Source organism: Tistrella mobilis, assembly GCF_041468085.1.
Classification (GTDB): Bacteria; Pseudomonadota; Alphaproteobacteria; order Tistrellales; family Tistrellaceae; genus Tistrella; species Tistrella mobilis_A.
On record NZ_CP121014.1, the window covers coordinates 379,487 to 394,172 of the forward strand.

The following is a 14,686-nucleotide window of genomic DNA, read 5'->3' on the forward strand; positions in this document are numbered from 1 at the left end:
CCTACCCCCCCTCCGCCCGATACCGCCCCGGGCTCTGGCCGGTCCATTTGCGGAAGGCGCGGTGGAAGGAGCTGGGGTCGGCGAAGCCGGCCGCGGCGGCGGCGTCGGCGACCGAGGCGGTGGGGTCGCGGAGGACGTCGATGGCGATGTCCAGGCGCAGCGCGTCCTTGATCGCCCGGTAGCTCTGGCCCTCGGCCGCCAGGCGGCGGTGCAGGGTGGCGGTGGAGATGCCGAAGGCGGCGGCCAGGCTGTCGATATCCGGCCAGTCGTCGGGGTGCAGGCCGCGCAGATGGTGGCGCACCCGCACCAGCCAGGCATCGGCATTGCGATAGCGCACCAGAATATTGCCCGGGGCCTGTTTCAGAAAGCGGGTCAGGGAGCGGCGCGAGCGGTCGATCGGCAGGTCCAGCAGCTCGGCATCGAAGACCAGCCGGCTGTCGGCCTGGCCGAAGCGCAGATCGTTGCAGAACAACCGGCGGTAATCGTCGGTATAGGCCGGCACCCGTGCGCGGACGTCGATCCAGCGGATCGGGATCCGCCGGCCCACCAGCCAGCAGGCGGCCCCGTGCAGCATCAGCCATATGGTGAAATCGGCGAAGGCCCGCGGCGGGGGCAGGGGCGCCCCGCCGGTCGGGCGGCGGCCCCGCATCACCAGCTGGGCATGGTCGCCGCTGCGCAGCAGCCGCAGATCGATATCGTCGAAGACCAGCATCATGAACCGGGTCATGATCCGGATCGCCGCCCCCAGATCCGGCGCCTCGCGGGCGGTGGCGCACATGAAGCCGAAGCTGCCGCGCTTCATCCGCCGCCGGTTCATCGCGAAGAATTCGTCATCCAGCAGCCGGGTCAGCCCGCGCCACAGCCGGGCATAGGTCTCTGCATCCACCCGCGCCCCCGGCCGGGTCAGGGCGACCGGGTCGATGCCGGCCGATCGCAGCACCGGCCCGGTATCCAGCCGCAGCCGATGGGCGCCTTCCAGGGCTTCGGCCACCAGATGGGCCGAAATCGTGCCGGCCGGCACGTCTCCCTCGCCCGTGTTCCGTGATCCGGATCCGTTCTCCGTTGTCATACGTTCCGCCGGCCTTTCCCCCACCCCTTGTCCCTGCGGTCAGGGGATAAACCGGAAGTCGGCCGGCGTAAAGCGGCCAGTGCGGAATGCCGCGCCGGATCACCCGGCCGCGGGCCAGGCGGCCAGGGCCTGTTCGGCGATCGCCGTCAGCTTCTCGCGGCTGAATCCGGCCTTGGCCTGCACCGCCAGGCCGTGCAGGGTGGTCAGAAGGAAGGCCGCAAGCACCTCGGGGCGGGCGGCAGCCGGCAGATCGCCCTCGCGCTTCGCCCGCTCGAACCGGGCGGCGAGCTGCGCCTCGCCGGCGGCGCGGGCCTCGATCAGCATCTGCCGTACCGGCTCCGCCTCGTCCGATCCGGCCAGCACGCCGTTGATGCCCAGGCAGCCGGTATGGTCGGGATATCGGGTGTTGAGGTCGATCGCGCTGAACAGGATATGGGCCGCCACCTCCCGCGCCGTCTTCAGCTCCAGCGCCGCCGGGATGTAGTCCAGATGGCGCTCGTAATAGCGGGCGAGCGCCTTGCGGAACATCGCTTCCTTGTTGCCGAAGGCGGAATACAGCGCCGGCCGCTCCACCCCGGCCGCCCGGGTGAGATCGGTATAGGACGCGCCTTCAAAGCCCTTGCGCCAGAACACGCACATCACGGCGTCGAGTGCCTGATCTACGTCGAATTCGCGATGGCGCCCCATCAGTCCCGCCCGGAATTGATCACGGCTTGCATCCTATGCCGCTTGACAACCCCTGTCCATATTTCATACCAATCATTACTATAATGATCAGTACGAAATGAAACGCTCTCTGGAGCGTCGAAAACGGAGGTCTCATGTCGAAGATGCTGACGGGCAGGGTGGCACTGGTCACCGGCGGGTCCCGCGGGCTTGGTGCCGCGGTGGCGGGGGCGCTGGCCGATCGGGGGGCGGATGTGGCGATCAGCTATGTCGCCTCGGCCGACAAGGCGGCGGCGGTGGTCGCGGATCTCAAGGCAAGGGGGGTGCGCGCGGCCGCGTTTCGCAGCGATCAGGCCGATACCGCCGCGGCGGCACCGCTGATCGGCCGGGTGATGGCCGAATTCGGCCGGCTCGACATTCTGGTCAACAATGCCGCCATTTCGGTGCTGGGCCGGATGGTGGACGATCCGGCCGCCGACACGGCCCGGCTCGACCGGCTGTGGCAGACCAATGTCGCGGGGGCCGTGGCGACCACGCGCGCGGCCGCGCCGGTGCTGTCGGATGGCGGCCGGATCATCTTCATCGGCTCGGCGCTCGGCAGCCGCGTGCCCTTTCCGGGCGTCGCCGATTATGCCGGCAGCAAGGCGGCGATCGCCGGCTATGCCCGCGGGGCGGCGCGTGATCTGGGGCCGCGCAACATCACGGTCAATGTCGTCCAGCCGGGCATCATGCCCACCGACATGGCGGCGGAGGTGGGCGACAGCGTGCCCGATGCGGTGATGGATCTGCATCCCATCCGCCGGATCGCGACGCTGGACGAGGTGGCGGGGCTGGTCTGCTTCCTGGCCGGACCCCATGGCGGCTACATGACCGGCGGCGTCGTCGACATCGCCGGCGGCGTTCAGGTCTGAGACGCCCCCCGCCTTGCTGCCGATGCGGCATAGGTCACCCGCCGCAGCCGGTTCAGCTCTCCCAGCGGCCGGTGGGCGGCAAGGGCGTTCCAGGGCGTGAAGGCGGTGTCGCGGCCGCGCCCCGCCACCACCGGCTGGGGTGGCAGCTCCAGCCGGGCCACGGCGGTGAACGGCCCGGTCCAGCGGGCGATGCCGTCGTCGAGCAGCTCGTGCTCGCCCTGGCGGGGCTGGATCAGGAAGTCGAAGCCGATCGGCCCGCGGGCGAAGGCCTTGCGCAGCCGTTCGGCGAAGCTGCCGCCCCGCACATTCCGCCAGGCGGCATCCGGCCGGCACTGAAACTTCATCTCCCCCGCGCCCAGCGCGAAGGGCGCCACCGAATAATAGATCCGCCCGGCCAGGTCGCGGCCTTTCAGATGGCTGCGCAGCGTATCGGCCATCATCTGCAGATAGTGCAGGCGCGGCCGTCCCCGTGGCACCACCGCGCCGGGCAGCAGCATGCGGCCAGGCGTCGGCTTCAGATGGCCGTCCTGCTGGCCGGGCGAACAGCCCCTGCGCCAGCGCCGGATCCGCGGGCGGGGGCACGGTGAACACGCCGTCCAGGCAGCCATGTTCCAGGTCGTGGAAGGTGCGCGGCAGCGATCCGTCAGGGCGCGGCAGCTGAAAGGTGCGGCGGAAGATCGTGACCAGTTCGTCGCCGGTGGCCTCCAGCGGGCAGCGTGGGGCGTCGGACGGCAAGGCGGTGTCGTCCGGAGCGGCAGGTGATCCGTCAGTCGATCCTGACCGTCCGCCCGCCGGCGCGCAAGCCGGGCAATCAGATCTCGTCCACCACCGCCGTAAAGACATAGCCGCCCAGGCGCACCGTGCGCAGCAGGGCGGGTTCTTTCGGGTCGGCTTCGATCTTCTGGCGCAGCCGGCTGATATGCACGTCGATGCTGCGCTCGATCGGCCCCGCCAGCCCGGCATGGGTCAGCGACAGCAGCTCTTCGCGCGCGATCACCCGGCCGGGATTGCGGCAGAAGGCGAGCAGCAGATCAAACTCGGTGGTTGTCAGCGCGATGCGGGCGCGGGACGGGTCGTGCAGCTGGCGGCGCAGCGGGTCGATCTCCCAGCCGTCGAAGCGCAGCCGGCGGCGGCCGTCGGGCAATGTCGCGCCGTAAGAGGCGCGGCGCAGCAGGCTGCGGATCCTGGCGACCAGTTCCCGCGGGCTGAACGGCTTGGTGACATAGTCGTCCGCGCCCACCTCCAGCCCGACGATCCGGTCGATCTCCTCGCCCAGTGCCGTCAGCATGATGATCGGGATGGTCATCCCGGCACGGATGCGCCGGCAGAGGCTGATCCCGTCTTCGTCGGGCAGCATCACGTCCAGCACGATCAGGTCGAACCCCCGGCGCGCCAGGGCTGCGGCCATGCCGCGACCATCGCCGACCAGGGTCGCCTGCATGCCGTTTTCCTGAAGCGTCAGGGCCAGCAGCCCGCCGATCCCGGCATCATCCTCGACGATCAGGATATGGGGGCCCCCGCCCGATTGTATGCCCCCGCATGGCTGCATGGTCGTCACCTCGCATCGATCCGCCGGTCAGATGCAACATGTCAGCGGGGCCGCAGACGCAAGGCACGGCCCCGCCGATCCTCCGATCCTCCGATCCTCCGATCCTCCCCAACCAGATCAGAAGCGGTAGCCCAGCGCCAGCGACAGTTTTGGCTGGACCTTTTCTTCCACCACCGGGCTGTCGGCGGCATCGCCGGTCAGCACGCCCACCCCGGCCGCGCCGCGCAGCAGCCAGTTGCCCCCCATCATCCAGGTGGCGGTGGTTTCGAAATCCACCCGCTTCAACCCGGCTTCGGCATCGTAGCGTGCCAGGCCCGATGCCGCGGACTGGCGGGGATCGATGCCGAAATAACTCTGCATATGCTCGTCATCGGCCATCACGGCGGCGATGCCGGCGGTCAGCGTCAGCCGGTCGGAAACCCTGGCCGTGTAGTCGAGGCCGAGTTTGCCCGTCAGCCCGTCGCTACCGCCCAGCGCCCGGTCGACCGTCAGATACACCTCGAAAGGCTCTGAGGTCCAGGCGAGTTTCAGCCCGGCGGTGGCGGCGCCATCGACATCGCCAAGCCCCCTCAGCCGGTCGGCATCATCCTGGTCGCGGCCGCGTTCATAGCCGAGCCGGCCCGAGACCGACAGCTGCCCCCAGCGGGCGACGCGCGCCTCGGCCCCGCCGGGCGAGACGGTCAGCCAGTCCTGCCAGGTGAAGAGCACCAGCGGCAGGGGGGAGACCTCCAGATCCTCGCCGCCTTCGTATTCGGGTACGAGCCCGGCCCCGGCGCCCAGCACCAGGCTCCAGTCGCGGGCGTCGGCGCCCCGGGGCGCCAGGCTGAGCAGGGCCAGGGCGGGTGCAGTCAGCAGAAGAGATCTGTTCCGTGAAGTGAGACGACGCATGACGGCTCCGTGCGACGATGAGGACCGATGCCCCTGCTTCCCATATCGCGCCGGGTTTGAGGGTGTCGATTTGTTACGTTTTGTTGCGGCGCAACCGCCGTGGCCCGCGATATGCGAAGATGGCCCCGGTTCCCGATCCATCATCCACCATCTCTCTCCGGAGCCGAGATGACGCGCCTCACCATTCCCCGGCTGACCCTTCAGGTGCAGATCATCGCCGTCGTCATGGCCGGCCTGTTTCTTTTCGACACGCTGGAACCGGCTCTGGATCGCTGGGTCGGCCAGTCCGCTGTGCGGCCTGACCTGAAGCAGGCCGTCGAGCGGGTGCGGACCCTCGCCGGTCTGGTCGGGCATGCGCCGCCGGAGGGACGCGCGGCGGTGCTGGAGATGGCCGGGATGGCGGGATGGCGGCTCGACCTGGCAGCGCGCGAGCTTGCCGCGGATTTTGCGACCGCTGCGCCCGATGACGGTCTGCTCGATCGCTTCGGCGCCCGTCTGCTGGTGCCGGACGACGTCCTGGCGCCGGTCGGCGGCTGGCGGACCTTTCTCGACGGCCGGCGGGTGATGGCGGTCGAGGTCGACGACCGCACGCTGCTGATCGCGGATTTCGCATCGCCGCAGATGCAACTGCGCGAGGTGACGGGGCCCCTGCCGAATTATCTTCTGGCCCTGGTCATTCTGTGCCTGCTGTTTGCGGTGTTCTCGGGCCGGGTGATCACCCGGCCGCTGCGGCGCATCGCCGCCGCCGCGGCCGGGGCGGATCTGACGGGCGGGCCCGAGATTTTCGAGGAACGCGGCAGCATCGAAATCGTGATGCTGGCCCGGGCGCTGAACCGCATGCGCCGGCGGATCGTGACCATGGTCGAGAGCCGCACCCGCATGCTGCGCGGCATCAGCCACGATCTGCGCACGCCGCTGACCCGCATCCGGCTGCGCGCCGACCGCGTCGCCGACCCCGATCTGCGCATGGCCCTGCTGGCGGATGTCCACCGGCTGGAGGCGCTGCTGGATGAAAGCCTGGCCTATCTGCGCGACGACCATGCGCATGAGGCGGTGGAGCGGGTGGATGTGGCCAGCACGTTGCAGACCATCTGCAGCGATTTCGCCGACATCGGCCACGACATCCGCTTCCACGGCCCCAACCGCCTGGTCGCCCGCTGCCGGCCGCTGGCGCTGGGCCGGGCGGTGGCCAATCTCTGCGAAAACGCCACCCGTTTCGCCACCCGCACCGACCTCACCCTCACCGCCGGCGACGGCGTCTTCGTGATCGAGGTGGCGGACAACGGCCCCGGCATCCCGCAGGACCAGCGCGCCCGGGTGCTCGACCCCTTCTTCAAGCTCGACAACGCCCGCCGGGATGGCGGCACCGGCTTCGGCCTGGGCCTCGCCATCGTGGCCGAAGTGGTCCTGGCCCATCGCGGCCGGCTGGATCTGCTCGACAGCCCTCTGCACGGGCTGACGGTGCGCCTGACGATCCCAACGGGTTGACGGGCGTTCCGGACTGTCCGTTCATCGGAATCCCGGAGGTTTAAATTTAAAGCATCAATCAATTATTGATTGATAACATTAAACGCAGTGATAACAATCCATATGTCATGTGGCTGTCTGTGCATCTTTGGTAACTGGTAGCCTGTCCCCTCGGCTGGGTGACCCTGTGCCACTGCCCGTATCGTCCGTGCTCCGGCGCGGGTTCATTTGCTGTGGATGCTTCAGGCATCCCCAGGGATCGATGCGCATCAGACGGCGAAGAGGGTAATGCCCGCTTCGGATAGAGAGGTTTCGATGAGTTCTTTACAGCAAACGATCACTTTTGGGCGAAGGATCGGGCTGGCGCTGCTGCTGGCCGTGGCCGCGGCGCTGCCGGCGGGCGCGCAGAGCACCCATACGGCGTCCGATCTGACCGACCGTTACTACAACACCGCGGCCGATTGCGGCGGGCCGTCGCGCCCGGCCTTCCTGTGCTCCGGCGTCATCTTCCGCGGCACGCGCTATTCCACCGCCTATCATTCCTGGGATCCCAGCCCGACCTCGGTGCGGACGGGGGGCGTTTCCTTCTCTTATCTGCGGGCCGATGCGCGGTTCCAGAACCTCGCCTTCAACTACCATAACGGCTACACCGTTTATCCGATTTTCGGCGCGCCGTCCTGGGCGATGGATTTCAACTTCGTCTGCGCGTTTCCGCTGGATGGCGCCACCGATGCGCGCACCGATCAGGGCTGCGGCAGGCGGACCGACGACACCACCAATCGCAGCGCGCCCTGCCAGTCGATCGGCATCCTGAGCGCCGAGCAGTGGCTGAGCAGCTATCAGCCGCATAATTCCAGCACCGGTTTCCGCGCCTGCGGCTTCACCGTCGCCGATCACACCAGCCCGCCCCAGGGCACGGCCTATGCCTTCCAGCAGGTCATCCGGGCGATGAATCAGCTGGGTGCGGTCTCGCTGGGCCAGCAGAACGAGATGCGCGCCGCCACCTGGGCGCAGGGCATCGGCGACAAGCTGCCGATCGAATCCTTCTTCTATCTGGCCGATGCCGGCGATCAGGCCCTGCTGGATGCGCGCGGCGACCAGGCCGACTATTACCGCACCACCGGCCGTTTCGTGCCGGTGATCCGGATGACCCTGCCCACGGCGAACAAGAACGCCACCTTCCACTATGTCGATGCCGATCAGGCGATCAAGCCGGCGGCGGCGGCGTCCTGCCCGCAATATATCGAGCGCGGCAGCTGGACCACCCATCCCGGCTCGCCGCATCTGAGCCTCAGCCTGGTGCCGACCGATTGCGCCCGCAACATCGCGGTCCAGGCGGCACCTGCGGTCTTCGCCGAGATCCAGGCCAGGTTCGGCAACACGCCCCAGTGGCACAACCCGGCCGGCATGCAGGCCCAGCTGACCTGCCATATCGAGATTGCCCGCCACAAGGATGAATGGAACCTGGAACCCGATCGCCGCGCCGACAGCCCCGAGCTGACCCGTAAGGAAGACTGCAACCCGCCCTTCGTCTGAGCCTTGCCCGTCCCCCATGAAAAACCGCCGGGGCCGTATCGCCCCCGGCGGTCTTGATTGTCCGGTCTTTCGGTCGTCGGCCCCGATCAATGCGCCTGTGCCGGCGGGTGCAGCTGGTCCAGCACCTTGCGCAGCACGCCATGGGCCACGGCCACCTCGGTGACCTCGCCGACCAGGGCATGATAGCGCGCCTGCGCGCCCGCAGCCTCGCCGGCCTCTGCGGTCGCAAGGCTGTCGGGTCCCGGCCGCACCAGGGCCGCAACCTCGCCTGCATGCCGCGCCACATCCCCGGGCCCCGGCGGCGGCAGGCGCCGCGGGCTGCGGGTTTCGTCGATCGCGACGATCAGATCCGAAATCGCCTTCAGCCAGGCGAAATCCGGATGCCCGGTCACCAGCGACAGCCGCTGATACGGATCCGCGGCCGCGCCGAACCGCTCCAGCTCGGTATCGAGCATCGCCTTGTGAACCTTGATCAACGCCGCCGACAACAGCTTCAGCGCAGCGCGGGGGTCGGTGGCAGGCAGGCGGTCGATGGCGGTCATGCGATCGCGTCTCCTTCATCTCGCCGGTTGCGGAACCGGGAATATGTAGCGATCGCGGGGGCGAATGTCACCCTGTGGGGCATGCGGGGGGCGGGGGGCTGTCATACCGACGGACGGGTTGCACCATGCCGTCGCGTCATCTGCTGCAGCACCACGGCCGGTTCGGCGATATGGCGGGTCATGCGGCCATCAAGGATGATGCCCGCCCCATCGGTCCCGCGGACCTCGAACAGCAGGGAACGGCCGATCGCCCGGTTCAGCCGGGCGGTGATCTCTATGGTGACGCCCGCCGGGGTGGGGGCCAGATGACGCAGGTCGAAGCCGACCCCGACGGTTGTGTGGCCGGGTGGCAGGGCGGCGGCCACGGCGCGCATGCAGGCCAGTTCGGCCAGCCAGATCACCGGTGCCGAGGCCAGGGCGGAGACCTCTCCCTGCCAGGCATCCGCCAGATCCTGTGGCCGTACCAGATGGGTCATGCGGCCTTCGAGCCCGGGCGTCAGTCCGGGCAGTGTGGCGATCAGATCGCCGATCTCGCTCATGTCTGGATCCTCCGGATCAGAGGGCGGCAGCCGCAGGGCGGCCCCGGCCAGTTACAACCGAAACGATGCCGAGTGCCAGACCCAGCACCAGAAAGACCCGGCGGATGCCCTCCAGATCGGCCGCGCCGGCGCCGGAAGCGCCCGCGATCACGCCGGTTGCGACCTGCCAGACAGCGACGCCGGCAAAGAAACAGAAGATCAGCCCGGCCAGCGCCCGGCCCATGGTTTCAGGCGGGAAACCGGCCCTCACCACGGCGAACTGGAGCACATAAAACGAGCCGGCTGCGACTGCGATGCCGGTCAGCGCCAGATCGAGAGCCAGCATGCGGCCGCCGGCCAGGCCCAGTGCCGCCAGCGCGGTCGCGGCGAGCAGGCCGCCGCCGGTCATCAGCAGCCGTCGGCGGCCGCCGGGGTGGTCGGCGCGGCCGAAGCCCAGCGGGGCCACCACCATCACTGCCGAAACCACCAGCACGATATTGCCGATCGTCACCGCATCGAGCCCATAGGCGGCATCGAGGAAGGGGCCGAGCCAGAGGCCGCGTAGCGTGATCAGCGCCGGATACGAGATGAGGGCGAGCGCCGCCGTGCCGCGCATCGCCGGCGAGATCAGGATCGCCAGCGTGCCGCGGATGTCTTCCACCAGCCGGGTGCCGGTGGTCCCCGCCGCAACCGGCCGCCGTGCCGGAACCGGCGCCCGGGCGAGGCCCAGATGAATGGCCGCGGCGACGACCAGCGTCAGAACCGAACAGGCAGCGAAGGCGCCCCGCCAGCCGCCAAGCTCGATCGCAAGCGAGAGCGGCGTGCCGGAAAGCAGCATCCCCGCACCGCCAATGGAAACCACGGCACCCGAGACCGCCGCGAAACGCTCGGTCGGCCAGGCATGGCTGGCGAATACCAGCGGCGCCATCAGCAGACCGGAACAGCCGATGCCGATCACCGCCTGCGCGGCGACCAGCCAGCCGAAAGCCGGCGCCACAGCCGATGCCGCGGCACCGGCGGCGGTGATCAGCAGCAGCAGCGTGGCCGTGCGCCGCACGCCCAACCGGTCCACCGCCAGACCGACCGGAAGCTGGACCAGTGCGAAGGCCAGATGGAAGGCCGCCGCGAAAACGCCCAGCCCTTCCGCCCCGATGCCGAATCCGGCCTGAAGCGGGCCCGCCATCACCGCCGGAAGGGTGCGGTAGAGATGGCTGAGGGCGAAGCCGGCCACAAGCATGCCGAGCATCACCGTTACGGCGCGCGGTACCTCTGCGGTCCGTCGGCTCGTCTCGGGGATGGCGGGAGGGGTGGACATCGGGCGGTGATCCCTGTTGGGAGGGGGGAGAGGGCGGATGGACGGGAGGAGAGGCAGGCGCAGAGATCCTCGGACCCGATCCGGGAGAATATTCATTCCAGCCTCGACTCGAAGATTAGGGGCGAGAATCTGGCATGTCAAAAATATGATTTAATGTAAGCATCATTACGGAATGTATATTTGCTGCATTGCAAATAAGTTCGGTATTCATGCTGTGGTGTGCCGGGCTGAAATCTGGGTCGCCTGCATGCCCGAGACATCCTGCGGCCTGCTCGTATATCCACGCCACGACATAACCTCCGGGCACATTGCGCCGCACACTAAAAAGTCCATAATATGGAATAAAAAATTCGATCGACGAGGGAATTCGGAGGATGAGAGGGCCTCGGCGCCGCCATGCACGTGAACATGGCCAGCAATTTCAGCTGCACATCGACGCCATTCCTGGAGAATTGGACAGAAATGCTGGCCTTTTTTGCGAAAATGCCCGGGATTTGCCGTCAGGGCGGTGTCCGCTTCCCTGGAAACCGGAGTCACCCGCGGTTGTTGTGACATGCCTTTACATTGTCCATTATATGGACCATGCGTCAATTATTTTGAGATGACGGATTGAATCGCCCGTCCTGTGGTTGTATTTATGAAAAGGGTAATGCCTGGTACGATCGCTCGAACGGCTGTGGGCGACACAAAGTCGCAAACTGTGCCTCATAATAAAAAACGGGTCGATTTCCAGGCTGAACGGGGAGACGCAAGATATGATCATGTTCCCGCTCGCCTTCACGAGACGCTGAGCCGGCTGCCACGGTCCGGCCAGGCCCGTGCCTCCTGAGCGCATTCGGGAGGTGCCGCTGCCGGCCCGGCAGGCAGATCGACATTTCACCCTGAACATCTGGAATCGATCGAACCGGTAGCGGGCCTGGACCGTGCTGCCGGCCAAGGGGATCATCATGCTTCAGACCAGCACCGTGCCAGCATCGCCGGGCGTGCTCGCCCAACCCGCCTTCGCCCGGGCCATCGACCGGCTGTCGCAGCTGTCCGTCGACGGCTACTACAACCCCTATCGCAGCTTCGACTGGCCGGACGCCATCGACGCGGACAGCTGGTGGATGTCGCCCGAACTGCTCTCGGTTTCGGGAACCGAGGCGGGGGCCGAGCTGGACGAGGACACCCTCCGCAGGCTCGCCAAGTGGGAGAGCATCAACTTCTACAGCCTGAACGTGCACGGCATCCGCGAGCTGCTTCAAGCGGTCATCGCCCGCCTGCACGAGCCCGGCTATGAAGTGGCATCGAAGTTCTTCCACCATTTCGTCGGCGAAGAGAACGACCACATGTGGTTCTTCGCCGAGTTCTGCATGCGCTATGCCGGCAAGCTCTACCCCGATCGTCAGGTGCGGATCGAGACCGCGACTGATCCGGCGATCGAAAATTTCCTCACCTTCGCCCGAATCACGATCTTCGAAGAGATCGTCGACTTCTACAACACGGCGATGGGCTCTGACGAGCGGCTCGACCCGGCCATTCGCAAGATCAACCACGTCCACCATGTCGATGAAAGCCGCCACATCGCTTTCGGCCGCAAGCTGATGGTGCTGCTGCATGACGAGCTGCGCGCCAAGGGTGACGAAGCCCTGCTCGACAAGGTGTCGGAATATCTGCGCCGCTACATGACCGCCAGCGTGCGCGGCTTCTATTCGCCCGACGTCTATCGCGATGCCGGTATCGCCGAACCGCTGGCGCTGCGCCGTCGCCTGATGGCCGATCCGGCCCGCGCCGCATTCGATGCGAAGGTGCTGCGTCGGACCACCGACTTCATGACCGCCACCGGTATCCTTCGCCCCGTACGGGAGGCCGCATGATGACCGACCTCACCCCCGCCGCCGATGCCGAGGCCCGTATCCTCGACTGGCTTCTGGCCCGCAATCCCGAACTCCAGGCCATCCCCGACGACATGGACCTGATCGAGAATCGGGTGATCGACAGCCTGGACTTCATGGAATTCGTCTTTCTGCTCGAAGAGGTCACCGGACGGTCGAACCTGCTCGACGGCGTCTCGGTCGATGCCTTTCGCAGTCTGGCAGCCATCCGCAGCACCTTCCTTGCCGGCTGATCTGCAGCACCCTCTTGAGGACGATCCTGAGGAGTTCCCCCGATGTGCACCGAACATGATTGCGGCCACGGCCAGGCTGCGGCGGATACCCCCCTTTATCGTGCGGCCGAAGACGGGCTGGTGACGCTCGGCCCCGACGTCACCGAACTGATGACCGCGCTCGACGACCATATCCGGTCCTGGGCCCGGAGGATTCCGGCCCGACCGATGATCTATCCGCCGCTGATGCGTGCGGCCGATCTCGACACGCTCGACTTCTTCCACAACTTTCCGCATCTGGGCGTGATGACCGCCGGCATCGCCGAACCGCATCAGGCGGCGGTGGCGGCAGAGGCCAAGGCCGGCCCGGTCGGCGTGATCGCGGGCGATCGACTGACCGATGCCACCCATCTGCTGCCCACCGCCGCCTGCTACAACATCTATCTTGACCTGCGCGGCAGCCGGCTCGACGGCCCCCGTTTCACCACCACCATTGGTCGCTGCTTCCGCCGCGAGACCCATTACGACGGTCTGCGCCGCCTGATGGGCTTCAGCATGCGCGAGATCGTCTGCATCGGTCCGCAGGATGCGGTCAAGGCGCATCTGAAGACCTTCCGGGCGAAGATCCGCGCCTTCGCCGACCGGCTGGATCTGCCGCTCGGGATCGAGGCGGCGACCGATCCGTTCTTCTCGGCAGATGCGGCGCGTACCGCCATGCAGAAGCTGTTCCCGGTGAAGGAAGAGTTCGTCTATGGCGGCTCGCTCGCCATCGCCTCGGTCAACTTCCATCGCAACTTCTTCGGCGAGCGGTGCGACATCCGCACGGCCGATGGTGAACATGCCTTCAGCGGCTGTGTCGCCTTCGGTCTGGAGCGCTGGATGCATGCCCTGCTGGATCAGCATGGTGGCGATGCCCGACGCGCCCGGGCAGCGTTCGAGGTCGCGATCGCCGACGAGGCGGCCGAGGATGCCGCGCTCGGCCTCGACGCCGGCTCGATGGTGTCGCCGCCCACGGCCGATGTCGCCCAGGCGCCGCGCAAGCGCACCCCCGCCGGAGCGGAGGCGTGAACGCCGATGCTCCGGCCCTCCGGTCCGCCCCCGGTGAGGGGGCGGCCGGACGGGCAGCCGGCAGGGTCGGGGCAGCCCTGCCGGTCTTCCAGGCGGGGATGGGCGGTATCGCCGGGCCGCGGCTGGTTGCAGCCGTAGCCGAGGCCGGCGGCGCCGGCATCGTCGGGCTCTACAAGCATCCGCCGCAGGAGATCACGGCCCTGATCGCCGAGACGGCCGGGCTGACCGGGCGTGCCTTCGGTATCAATCTGGTGCCCGAGGTCGTCTCGGAAGCGGTGCTGGTCGATCAGGTACGGGCAGTGCTGGCGGCACCGGCAGAGACGCCGCCCTTCGTCAGCTTCTATGGCCTGCCGCCCCGGGCGGCGATCACACCCGCACGCGATGTCGGGCGCGAGGTGATCGTGCAGATCGGCAGCGTGTTCGATGCGGTGGAGGCGGTGAACCGCGGCGCCACCCAGCTGATCATCCAGGGTCACGAGGCGGGCGGCCACCATCTGTCGCGCCGGCCGATGACCGATCTGGTCGCAGCCCTGGTCGAACGCCTGCCCGCGATCCCGGTGATTGCGGCAGGTGGCATCTCCTCGGGTGACGCGGCGGCGGCCGCCGCCGCGGCCGGCGCCGATGCGGTGCTTGCCGGCACGGCCTTCATCTGCGCGGCGGAAAGTGCGGCGCATGATGTCTACCGCGCAAAGGTGATGGCGGCTCGCGCGGCAGATACCGTCGTCAGCGACCGCTTCGAAATCGGCTGGCCCGGCCGGCCGCACCGGGTGCTGCGCAATGCGGTGACCGAGGCGGCAGTGCCACCCGAGCCTGCCTTCATCGGCCGCACGGTCCTGTTCGGCCGGCCCTATCCGGTACCGCGCGGCTCTGCGGCCGTGCCGACCATCCACAGCTCGGGCCGGATCGAGGAAATGGCGCTCTATTGCGGCACGGGGTGCGATGCCGTTACCCGGATCGAGCCCGCCGCTGCCATCGTCGCCCGTCTGGCCACAGGTTTCGCGGCCGGCCGCAACGCGGCGGCGACGGACCTGACCGTTGCGGCTGCACCCGTCACGATGCGGGCCGGCTGAA

Annotated in this window: 15 protein-coding genes; 7 read left to right on the forward strand and 8 right to left on the reverse strand. The window is 67.9% G+C overall.

The genetic code is table 11. The features are described 5' to 3' along the window. Position 1 precedes the first annotated feature (1 nt). Complete coding sequence (locus tag P7L68_RS01610; RefSeq protein WP_371998688.1) at positions 2 to 1,021, reverse strand: AraC family transcriptional regulator ligand-binding domain-containing protein; 1,020 nt, start codon at positions 1,019 to 1,021, stop codon at positions 2 to 4. Between the two features lie 147 nt (positions 1,022 to 1,168). Next, on the reverse strand, positions 1,169 to 1,756 hold the full coding sequence (locus tag P7L68_RS01615; RefSeq protein WP_371998689.1) for a TetR/AcrR family transcriptional regulator: 588 nt from the start codon (positions 1,754 to 1,756) through the stop codon (positions 1,169 to 1,171). Positions 1,757 to 1,890: 134 nt separating this feature from the next. On the opposite strand from P7L68_RS01615, the gene P7L68_RS01620 reads away from it, so the two are divergent. Further along, the gene (locus P7L68_RS01620; protein WP_371998690.1) at positions 1,891 to 2,646 is read left to right on the forward strand and encodes an SDR family NAD(P)-dependent oxidoreductase; all 756 of its coding nucleotides are present in this window, start codon (positions 1,891 to 1,893) and stop codon (positions 2,644 to 2,646) included. Here P7L68_RS01620 and P7L68_RS01625 read toward each other — a convergent pair. The 3 genes from P7L68_RS01625 to P7L68_RS01635 all read right to left on the reverse strand — a co-directional run bounded on the left by P7L68_RS01625 (position 2,637) and on the right by P7L68_RS01635 (position 5,083). Then, positions 2,637 to 3,143, reverse strand: coding sequence for a hypothetical protein (locus P7L68_RS01625; RefSeq protein WP_371998691.1), 507 nt, complete (start codon positions 3,141 to 3,143; stop codon positions 2,637 to 2,639). The two genes, P7L68_RS01620 and P7L68_RS01625, sit on opposite strands and share 10 nt — an antisense overlap. A gap of 314 nt (positions 3,144 to 3,457) precedes the next feature. Further along, positions 3,458 to 4,195 (reverse strand): response regulator transcription factor, encoded by a 738-nt coding sequence (locus P7L68_RS01630; protein ID WP_371999237.1) that lies wholly within the window; start codon positions 4,193 to 4,195, stop codon positions 3,458 to 3,460. 117 nt (positions 4,196 to 4,312) lie between these two features. Beyond that, a complete protein-coding gene (locus tag P7L68_RS01635) occupies positions 4,313 to 5,083 on the reverse strand; it encodes a MipA/OmpV family protein (RefSeq protein ID WP_371998692.1) in 771 nt (256 codons plus the stop codon). Positions 5,084 to 5,251: 168 nt separating this feature from the next. On the opposite strand from P7L68_RS01635, the gene P7L68_RS01640 reads away from it, so the two are divergent. Beyond that, the gene (locus P7L68_RS01640; RefSeq protein WP_371998693.1) at positions 5,252 to 6,571 is read left to right on the forward strand and encodes an ATP-binding protein; all 1,320 of its coding nucleotides are present in this window, start codon (positions 5,252 to 5,254) and stop codon (positions 6,569 to 6,571) included. Between the two features lie 294 nt (positions 6,572 to 6,865). Next, the gene (locus P7L68_RS01645) at positions 6,866 to 8,086 is read left to right on the forward strand and encodes a DUF2599 domain-containing protein (RefSeq protein ID WP_371998694.1); all 1,221 of its coding nucleotides are present in this window, start codon (positions 6,866 to 6,868) and stop codon (positions 8,084 to 8,086) included. 86 nt (positions 8,087 to 8,172) lie between these two features. Here P7L68_RS01645 and P7L68_RS01650 read toward each other — a convergent pair whose 3' ends face one another. The 3 genes from P7L68_RS01650 to P7L68_RS01660 all read right to left on the reverse strand — a co-directional run bounded on the left by P7L68_RS01650 (position 8,173) and on the right by P7L68_RS01660 (position 10,461). Next, complete coding sequence (locus P7L68_RS01650) at positions 8,173 to 8,628, reverse strand: hypothetical protein (protein ID WP_062770049.1); 456 nt, start codon at positions 8,626 to 8,628, stop codon at positions 8,173 to 8,175. 101 nt (positions 8,629 to 8,729) lie between these two features. Further along, the gene (locus P7L68_RS01655) at positions 8,730 to 9,167 is read right to left on the reverse strand and encodes a thioesterase family protein (RefSeq protein ID WP_371998695.1); all 438 of its coding nucleotides are present in this window, start codon (positions 9,165 to 9,167) and stop codon (positions 8,730 to 8,732) included. 16 nt (positions 9,168 to 9,183) lie between these two features. Continuing rightward, positions 9,184 to 10,461 carry an MFS transporter gene (locus tag P7L68_RS01660; RefSeq protein ID WP_371998696.1) on the reverse strand — a complete coding sequence of 426 codons (1,278 nt, stop codon included), beginning with the start codon at positions 10,459 to 10,461 and terminating at the stop codon, positions 9,184 to 9,186. Positions 10,462 to 11,408: 947 nt separating this feature from the next. Here P7L68_RS01660 and P7L68_RS01665 point away from each other — a divergent pair. Genes P7L68_RS01665 through P7L68_RS01680 form a run of 4 tightly spaced genes read left to right on the forward strand, consistent with a single transcriptional unit; the run spans position 11,409 to position 14,685 of the window. Next, on the forward strand, positions 11,409 to 12,317 hold the full coding sequence (locus tag P7L68_RS01665) for a diiron oxygenase (protein ID WP_371998697.1): 909 nt from the start codon (positions 11,409 to 11,411) through the stop codon (positions 12,315 to 12,317). Continuing rightward, positions 12,317 to 12,568: an acyl carrier protein gene (locus P7L68_RS01670; RefSeq protein WP_371998698.1), complete on the forward strand. Its 252-nt coding sequence runs from the start codon at positions 12,317 to 12,319 to the stop codon at positions 12,566 to 12,568. Before P7L68_RS01665 ends, P7L68_RS01670 begins: the two co-directional genes overlap by 1 nt. Positions 12,569 to 12,610: 42 nt before the next feature. Beyond that, positions 12,611 to 13,615, forward strand: coding sequence for an aminoacyl--tRNA ligase-related protein (locus P7L68_RS01675; protein ID WP_371998699.1), 1,005 nt, complete (start codon positions 12,611 to 12,613; stop codon positions 13,613 to 13,615). Further along, a complete protein-coding gene (locus P7L68_RS01680) occupies positions 13,612 to 14,685 on the forward strand; it encodes an NAD(P)H-dependent flavin oxidoreductase (protein ID WP_371998700.1) in 1,074 nt (357 codons plus the stop codon). Before P7L68_RS01675 ends, P7L68_RS01680 begins: the two co-directional genes overlap by 4 nt. Position 14,686: the final 1 nt, after the last annotated feature.

Coding starts and splice junctions, on each gene's coding strand:
- P7L68_RS01615 (WP_371998689.1), bottom strand. CDS start 1,756: ATGGGGCGCCATCGCGAATTCGACGTAGATCAGGCACTCGACGCCGTG.
- P7L68_RS01620 (WP_371998690.1), top strand. CDS start 1,891: ATGTCGAAGATGCTGACGGGCAGGGTGGCACTGGTCACCGGCGGGTCC.
- P7L68_RS01625 (WP_371998691.1), bottom strand. CDS start 3,143: ATGCTGCTGCCCGGCGCGGTGGTGCCACGGGGACGGCCGCGCCTGCAC.
- P7L68_RS01630 (WP_371999237.1), bottom strand. CDS start 4,195: ATGCAGCCATGCGGGGGCATACAATCGGGCGGGGGCCCCCATATCCTG.
- P7L68_RS01635 (WP_371998692.1), bottom strand. CDS start 5,083: ATGCGTCGTCTCACTTCACGGAACAGATCTCTTCTGCTGACTGCACCC.
- P7L68_RS01640 (WP_371998693.1), top strand. CDS start 5,252: ATGACGCGCCTCACCATTCCCCGGCTGACCCTTCAGGTGCAGATCATC.
- P7L68_RS01645 (WP_371998694.1), top strand. CDS start 6,866: ATGAGTTCTTTACAGCAAACGATCACTTTTGGGCGAAGGATCGGGCTG.
- P7L68_RS01650 (WP_062770049.1), bottom strand. CDS start 8,628: ATGACCGCCATCGACCGCCTGCCTGCCACCGACCCCCGCGCTGCGCTG.
- P7L68_RS01655 (WP_371998695.1), bottom strand. CDS start 9,167: ATGAGCGAGATCGGCGATCTGATCGCCACACTGCCCGGACTGACGCCC.
- P7L68_RS01660 (WP_371998696.1), bottom strand. CDS start 10,461: ATGTCCACCCCTCCCGCCATCCCCGAGACGAGCCGACGGACCGCAGAG.
- P7L68_RS01665 (WP_371998697.1), top strand. CDS start 11,409: ATGCTTCAGACCAGCACCGTGCCAGCATCGCCGGGCGTGCTCGCCCAA.
- P7L68_RS01670 (WP_371998698.1), top strand. CDS start 12,317: ATGACCGACCTCACCCCCGCCGCCGATGCCGAGGCCCGTATCCTCGAC.
- P7L68_RS01675 (WP_371998699.1), top strand. CDS start 12,611: ATGTGCACCGAACATGATTGCGGCCACGGCCAGGCTGCGGCGGATACC.